Genomic DNA, 7,420 nt, shown 5'->3' with positions numbered 1-7,420 from the left:
GTCGTCCCGGCGTGATTCGCCTCGCCGGCCAGCGTCATCGCGTAGCGCCGCTGGCCGACGATGGCCTCCACGATGCCGACATCGTCGCCGGTCCGCTCCAGCACGACGCCTTGCTCGATATGAAGCTCGACAAAGGCATCCAGGTCATGCCGCCGCGGATCCGGCAGGCTCTCCCCGCCGAAGCCGGCTCCATGCATCGCCTCCTCCAGCGTCGCTCCATCCGCGTCGCGGTATCTCCCCGCGTCCGCAGGACCGTACCGTCCCGTCAGATTGCCGGATCCCCAGTACGACAACGGAAACCGGCTGCCTTCCTCCTCGCACAGAGATACGACCTCCAGCGTCCGGCGCGGCGGTCCATAGAGCCGGTTGAGCGCATCCAGCGCGGCAATGCCGGCGGCGATGCCGTAAGCGCCGTCGTAACGTCCGCCCCGGCGGACCGTGTCCACATGCGAGCCGGTCAGAATCGTCCGCCCGCCATCCCTTCCGGGCAGCCGCCCGTACAAGCTGCCGGTCCGGTCCCAGCGCGTCTCCAGGCCGAGGCCGGCAAGCCGCGCCTCCAGATGGCGCTGGGCATCCAGCCAAGCCTCGTCGTAGAGCAGCCTCGTTACGCCGGCCGGAACTCCCGCCATGCCCGGCTGTTCCTTCGCATCGCCCCGCCTGGCTTCCGCTTTGCCCGGCCGTTCTCCCGAACCGCCGGAATCAGCCTCCGCAGCAGCCGTCCGAGCTTGAGTTTCCGGGCCGGCTGCCATCATTCGAGCTTGAGCTTTCGTGCCGGCCGCCATCCTTTCCGTCCCGGGCAGTTCAGTCCCGGCCTCTTCGGCTCCGATCCGAGCCAGCTCCTCCAGAATATCCATCATGCAGGCTGCAGCCCCGTCCGCGGCGGCAGCCTCTCTATGTCTGGCCATGAGCCGGCCTCCTTTCCCATCCATCAAGCCTTGCCGGCATAGCTGCCGAGGCCGGCGCGTATTCTCGCCCCGCCACCGGGCAGAACGCCGCTTTCCAGGGAATAGGCAAGCTCGCCCCGCAGCAGCGTCCCGGCCACTCTGCAGCCGAATTCCATGCCCTCGTACGGGCTGTGGGGATGCAGGTACTGCAGATGCCTCTTCTCGAGCGTGTAGCGATGCTCCATGTCCACGAGCGCAAGATCGGCGTCGAGTCCGGGAACGATGCCTCCCTTGGCCGCGAAGCCGAAGCGCGCTGCCGGCGCCTGCGACAGCACCCTCGCCACAAGTCCGGCAGGCAGCCCCCTTTTCCCCACGCCTTCGTGGAGCAGCAGCTCCATCGTGCTCTGGGCTCCGGAGATGCCTCCCCAGCCGTCAAAAAAGCTCAGCCCGGGAGCTTCCTTCAGCTCGAAGGGCGAGGGGGAATGATCCGAGGCGACGAGATCGATCTTGCCCGCGGCAAGCTGCTCCCACAGGCGGTCCCTGCTCTCCGCGCCGCGCAGCGGAGGAGCGCATTTGGCGACGGCTCCCAGCCTGGCCATATCCTCCTCGGTCAGCATCAGATAGTGCGGACAAGTCTCCACCGTGACGTCCATTCCGCTCTTCTTGGCGCTATGGATCAGCTCTACGGAATCAGGATGGCTGATATGCACGAAATGGAGGCGGCATCCGGTCCTGCCGGCGTAGAAGAGCGCCCGGTTGACCGCCTCGAGCTCCGCGATCGGCGGACGAGACGCCGCAAAATCAAGCGCGCCCGTACGCCCTTCGCGCCGCATGGCATCTCCGAGAGCCGTCGTCATGCTGTCGTTCTCCGCATGCAGCGCCAGCACCCCGCCAAAGGAGGCGATCCGGCGCATCCCTTCATACAAGGTCCAGTCGTCGGCCTCGACGAAGCGGCCCTCCCCTTCGCCGCCCGGCTTGGAGACGAACGCCTTGAAGCCGACGACGCCCGCCTCGGCCATCGGCTCGAGCTCCTGCAGCTTGCCGGGCACAAGCCCTCCCCAGAAGGCGTAATCGACCGCCGACCTGCCCTCGGCCGCCTCCGCCTTCAGCGCGAGCGCCGCGGTATCCACCGTCGCGGGCAAGCCGTTCAGCGGCATGTCGGCATACGCGGTGAAGCCGCCGGCGGCCAGCGCCGCGGAGCCGGTCGGAAACCCTTCCCAGTGGCCCATGTTCGGCTCGTTGAAATGGACATGGACGTCGATGCCGCCGGGCATGACCAGGCAGCCCCCGGCGTCGATGATTTCCGCTCCGGCCGCTTCCAGCCCGGTTCCGACTGCAGCGATCCGGCCGGCGCAGATGCCGATGTCCGCCTGCTGCGGCTCGTCATGGCCGGGCAGCACGACAAGGCCGCCGCGCACGATCTTTTGGAATCCGCGTTCTTCCATTCCATCCGCCTCTTTTCATGTGATGGTCAGCTTCCTCTATAACTGCTGTATCCGCCAGGAGCGACGAGCAGCGGAACATGGTAATTTCCGCCGGCAGCCGTCACGGTGAAGCGGATCGGAATCTGCTCCAGAAAAAGTTCCCCGGCCGCTCCGGCCCGCCCTTCCACACCTGGCTCCAGGGATCGGAAGTAATCGCCTGCGAAAAACAGCAGCTCGTAAACGCCCGGCGTCAACGCTTCGCCCTCGAGCAAAGGCTGATCCAGCCTTCCGTCCTCGTTCGTGGAGCGTTCCCGAATGATGCCTTTGCCGCCGGCGCCCGCCAGCCGCGCAAGCTGCAGCTTCATGCCGGCAGCCGGGCCGCCATGGGCCATGTCCAGCACATGGGTCGTCAATTTCCCTTCCATTCAAGCTCCTCCTCGAATTGACCTCGCTTCGCTGCCCGAGCTCCCCGGCCCCAGGCGGCCTGTCGTCATTCCGCGACCAGATCAGCGAGCCGGAAGCCGGTAATGCGCGCGATTTCCCGCAGCGCCTGGTCGAGCTCCTCTCCGCGCTCCCTGACTGCGCGCTCGGCCAGCGAAGCGAGGATGTCGTCCTTGTTCTTGCCCCGCACCGCCAAAATGAACGGAAAGCCGAAGCGGCCGACATAGTCCCGGTTCAGCGAGCTGAACCGCTCGTATTCCTCCGGGCTCAGGCTGTCCAGACCCGCTCCCTTCTGCTCCGATACGGACAGCTCGCTCATCGCCAGCTTCGTGCCGAGATCGGGATGGCAGCGCAGCAGCGCCAGCAGCTTCTCTTCGGGCGCGCTCCGGGCGGCATTCACCATGGCCGCATGCAGCTCCTCCGCAGATTCGAACGGCCGCAGCGGCTCGACTGCCCCGGCTACCCAGGGAGAATGCTCGAAGATGCCGCCGAGAGCTTCCACGAATGATGCGGCAGGCAATCCGTTCAGCTGCTCCATCGTCCACTTCGCGCTCACGACCAGTACCCCTCGTGGACGGCGACGACAGCTTCCTCGATCTCGGCGAACGGGCCGATGACCGTCACCGGCTTGCTTCCGGCCGCGAACACTTCCCGGCACGGCAGATCGAGCGTCGGATTCTGCTCGTCGTCGCCGGTCATTTCCAGCAGCCGCTTCTCGCTGATGCCGTAGACGACCGTACCGAGATTGCCCCAATAGATCGATCCCGCGCACATGGCGCAGGGCTCGACCGTCGTGTACATGACGCAGTCCCACAGGAACTTCCTGTCATAGACGGCGGAGGCCCGCTCCATCAGCGTCGTTTCCGCATGTCCGGTGCAATTGCTCTCCGTAATCTCGATGTTGCCCTGCTCCAGCAGCACGCGGCCTTCCTTGTCGACGAGAATCGCTCCGAACGGCGTGTTGCCCTCCGCCCTCGCCCGCTTCGATACCTCCACTGCAAGCTGCAAATAAGGCAGATGGTCTTTTGGCTCCATTCCTTTTCCTCTCCTGACTTCTCTATGATATTAGGGCTGGTTCCGATGGCGTGCTTCTCTGACCCTTGCACAGCTCCAAGGACGAAAGCTCCCTGCCCTTCCGGCTTCGGACTATTCGGCGGGAGGCATCTCGCCCTGTCCTTCCGAGGCTCTGCATACGGCCCGGAATATGCTTCCGTACCCGGTGCAGCGGCAAATATTGCCGGCCAGCGCCTCCTCCGTCTCCAAACGGCTCGGGCACGGATTATGCTCCAGCAGCGAAGAGACGGAGATGACCATTCCCGGCGTGCAGTAGCCGCATTGAAAGCCTCCTTCCTGAAGAAAAGCCGCCTTGACCCGGCCGGCCCGCTCTCCCTGCAGCCCCTCGATCGTCACCAGATCCGCGCCGCTGCATTGGTAAGCCGACAGCAGGCAGCTGTTGACCGGCTCTCCGTCCAGCAGCACCATGCAGGCTCCGCAGCGTCCGATTTCACAGGAGCGCTTGGTCCCCGTCAGGCCCAGATCCTCCCGGAGCAACGTGAGCATGCGGCGGGCGGGCCATGTTCCGATCGTCCGCTCTTCGCCGTTGAGGCGGAACGTCAGCTCGAACGGGGGCTCCCCGCCGCCTTCCTCCTTCACCGGCTCCGGCATGGAAGGCTCCTGCGGCCCGCTCTCTTCCGCTATCCGTTCATCCTGGATCGAAGCCGCTGCCGAATGCCTTTTGATCTCCAGCTTCGCCTCGCCCTCGGGATATTTCGGGCTGTCGTTATCCGGCATCCGCTTCCCCTCCTTCCGTCTCCGCCTGCGTCTCTGCCTGGAAAGAACGCTGGAGCAGCTCCGGCTGTACCGGAAGCTTCCTTACCCGGATGCCGGTCGCTTGCCGGATCGCAGCCGCGATGGCGGGAGACAGCGCGACCGAGCCGATCTCCCCGACTCCGCGGGGACCGTAGGCATCGTCCTCCGGCAGCTCCTCGATGGCCTCCACCGTCAACCGCCCGCTGTCCGCCGCCGTCGGCACGAGATACGTATCGAGGTTGCGGGTCAGATACCGTCCCTCTTCCATGACGGCATCCTCGCACAGCGCGAAGCCTAGCGCCATGGAGGCTCCTCCTTCGATCTGACCGAGATAGCCTTGCGGATTGGCAACGGGGCCGGCGGCTACGGCGTGGTACTGATCGGTCACCTTGACCCTGCCGGTCAGCAGGTCGACCTCCACACGGGCTGCCACTGCGGCATAAGTGTAGAGGAAGTGGGCTCCGACATGCTTTTTCGTCGTCACAGGGTAATGAAACGTCGTCTCGCAGATCAGCGTGCGGCCGGACGCGCGCAGGCGCTGCGACAGCTCCAGGTAAGAGAGGATCAGCCCTCCCTGCCGATCGCGGACTCCTCCCTCGCCGGTCTCCAGCTCCTCGGGCCGGAGGCCCGAAGCATCGGATGCTTCTTCCTTGAGGCGCCGCGTCAGCTCCGGGCGCAGCCTGCGCAGCGCCATCCACATCATGCTCGTCGCCCGGGAGGCCGTGCTGGAGCCGCTGTTCGGAACCTTGTCGGTGTCCCCGATGACGACGCGCACATCGGCGGCCCCGAACCCGAACTGCTCGATCAGCATCCCCTGCAGCGTGGCGATCAGCCCTTGGCCGAATTCCTCGTAGCCGAAAACCGCCTCGATTACGCCATCCTCCGCAAGCTGCAGAATGCCTCCCGCCGGATCCGGAATGCCATAGCCGAGACCGGCTCCGTGCATCGTGATCGCGGCTCCGACGCCGGTCCGGATCCACGGCTTCTTGCCGGGGCTGGAAACTTTCTCCTCAAGCTTCTCCCGGCCCTGCCTCCAGAGCGGGCTCCGCTCCAGCGCTTCCCACACCTGCCGCGCTCCGTCCGTCTGCGCGATCGGCTGGCCGAGCGGTCCCGGATCCCCCGTCCGGCGCATGTTGAGCCGCCGGAACTCCCATGGATCCATTCCATGCAGCTCCGCCAGCTCATCCATCTGCCCCTCCAGGGCGAAGATGGCCTGATTGCCGCCAAAGCCGCGGAATTCCCCGGATACGCCGTTGTTCGTATACACCGCCGAGCCCTCCACATCGAGATTCGGATGAAGATAGGGTCCGATGACATGCTCGGTAGAGAAATTGAGCACTTCGGCTCCCAGCGTGGCGTAAGCCCCCGTATCGGATAAAATGCGCGCCCGGTGGGCCAGCAGCCTGCCGTCCTTTCCTGTGCCCGTCTTCATGGAGATGATCATCGGATGGCGCTTCAGCCTGCCCGGACGGATTCCATGCGGGAATTGTGCAGGCGCACCGGCCGGCCCGTCGCCAGCGCGAGCAGGCAGCCGTAAGGCTGGACGTTCAATTCATCCTTGCCTCCGAAGGAGCCGCCGATCGGACTGGATACGACGCGGATCCGCTCCTCCTCCCAGTTCAGGATGCGCGCCAGCTGCATCCGGTCCATCAGGCCGTGCTGAGTCGCCGAATACACGGTCAGCCTGCCATCCTTCTCCGGTATGAAGAGGCCGCCCTCGGTTTCCATGTAGGTATGCATCTGGCGGGGAGTGGAATAGACGTTCTCGACGATATGACGGCATCCGGCGAAAGCCGCCTCCGCATCCCCCGTCTTGTATTCCGTCCGATGCAGCAGATTGCCGTCCTCATGCAGGCGCGGGGCCTCCTCAGCCAGCGCCTGCGCAGGATCGCTCAGCACCGGCAGCGGCTCGTAGTCCACCTCGATGAGGGCGAGCGCAGCTTCCGCAAGCTCGTCGCTGTCCGCGGCGACCGCCGCCACAGCGTCCCCGATATACCGGACCCGGTCCTCGCAGAACACGGGCTGATGGGGAAAAGCGATGCCGAACCGGTTCAGGCCCGGTACGTCCTTATGGGTAAGCACCGCATGCACGCCGGGCAACGCCAGCGCCTTATCGATAGAGATCGCCTTGATCGCCGCGTGGGGATGGGCGCTTCGGAGCACGCGTCCGCACAGCGCGTCCGGAAGCTTCATGTCGGTCAAATACGTCAGCCTTCCGTTCACCTTGTCCGGACCGTCCGGCCGGGTCCGCCAGCGCTCTCCGCTGGACTCACGGTCAAGAATCATCGCGTCCCTCTCCTTCCGGTATGGTAAAAAAGACAAAAGCGGATAGCCCGAACTCCGAAAACGGATGGCTAGCCTATGGAGCAAGTGGCCCCAACTCCGAAAACGAATTGCTGGACGCGGGCAGGCCCAGCTCCGAAAACGGATGGCTCCTCCGATCGCTGTTGAAGACGGATTTCTTGATTTTTCACCCTTGATAAGGGAAATCCGTCTTCAAAGGCGAACGCTGCCGCTTCTCCAGAGCCATCCGTTCTTCTCCGTACCCTTTCTCCAGCAGTTGCGGCTGCAAGCTCTCCGTACACGCAGCGGCTTCGCCCGCTGCCCGCCATCCACATTTTTGGCTAGCCGGCTTCCCGCCTGCACCTCCGCTCCGCCGAAGCCGGCAACCCCTGCCAGGCCGAACTCCGTTCGGCCGAAGCCGGAAGTCAGCTTCCGCTCCAAGCCTCCCACACCGCTGCCGCAGCAAGATTGGCCGCCGTCCGCCGGCGGTAATCGGCATCCGCGAAGACGTCGCCGGCGGGCAGGAACTCGGCCAGCGCAGCAGCATGGACGGCAGCGGCGGCTTCGGCCGCGCTCGCG

The 7,420-nt window shown here is 65.2% G+C and carries 7 protein-coding genes and 1 pseudogene; all 8 read right to left on the bottom strand.

The window, feature by feature from the left end:
- Positions 1-905 (bottom strand): hydantoinase/carbamoylase family amidase (locus tag BN871_RS24445; RefSeq protein WP_232313317.1); only part of this gene is annotated, 905 nt, incomplete at its 3' end.
- A gap of 23 nt (positions 906-928) precedes the next feature.
- Positions 929-2,329, bottom strand: coding sequence for an allantoinase AllB (allB, locus tag BN871_RS24440; RefSeq protein ID WP_048749581.1), 1,401 nt, complete (start codon positions 2,327-2,329; stop codon positions 929-931).
- A 26-nt stretch (positions 2,330-2,355) separates the two neighbouring features.
- Positions 2,356-2,733 carry a hydroxyisourate hydrolase gene (uraH, locus tag BN871_RS24435; RefSeq protein WP_021881868.1) on the bottom strand — a complete coding sequence of 126 codons (378 nt, stop codon included), beginning with the start codon at positions 2,731-2,733 and terminating at the stop codon, positions 2,356-2,358.
- A 65-nt stretch (positions 2,734-2,798) separates the two neighbouring features.
- Positions 2,799-3,305 (bottom strand): 2-oxo-4-hydroxy-4-carboxy-5-ureidoimidazoline decarboxylase, encoded by a 507-nt coding sequence (gene uraD / locus BN871_RS24430; RefSeq protein WP_021881867.1) that lies wholly within the window; start codon positions 3,303-3,305, stop codon positions 2,799-2,801.
- Positions 3,302-3,784 (bottom strand): nucleoside deaminase, encoded by a 483-nt coding sequence (locus tag BN871_RS24425; protein ID WP_021881866.1) that lies wholly within the window; start codon positions 3,782-3,784, stop codon positions 3,302-3,304. Before BN871_RS24425 ends, uraD begins: the two co-directional genes overlap by 4 nt.
- 111 nt (positions 3,785-3,895) lie before the next feature.
- A complete protein-coding gene (locus BN871_RS24420) occupies positions 3,896-4,540 on the bottom strand; it encodes a 2Fe-2S iron-sulfur cluster-binding protein (protein WP_021881865.1) in 645 nt (214 codons plus the stop codon).
- A pseudogene (gene pucD / locus BN871_RS24415) lies at positions 4,530-6,844 on the bottom strand (xanthine dehydrogenase subunit D). The gene BN871_RS24420 and the pseudogene pucD overlap by 11 nt, the downstream one beginning before the upstream one ends.
- Positions 6,845-7,054: 210 nt before the next feature.
- Positions 7,055-7,282: a hypothetical protein gene (locus BN871_RS24410; RefSeq protein ID WP_048749578.1), complete on the bottom strand. Its 228-nt coding sequence runs from the start codon at positions 7,280-7,282 to the stop codon at positions 7,055-7,057.
- Positions 7,283-7,420 lie beyond the last annotated feature (138 nt).

Source organism: Paenibacillus sp. P22, from assembly GCF_000469945.2.
GTDB classification, from domain to species: domain Bacteria; phylum Bacillota; class Bacilli; order Paenibacillales; family Paenibacillaceae; genus Paenibacillus_O; species Paenibacillus_O humicus.
This window is presented reverse-complemented; position numbering and strand designations above follow the sequence as displayed.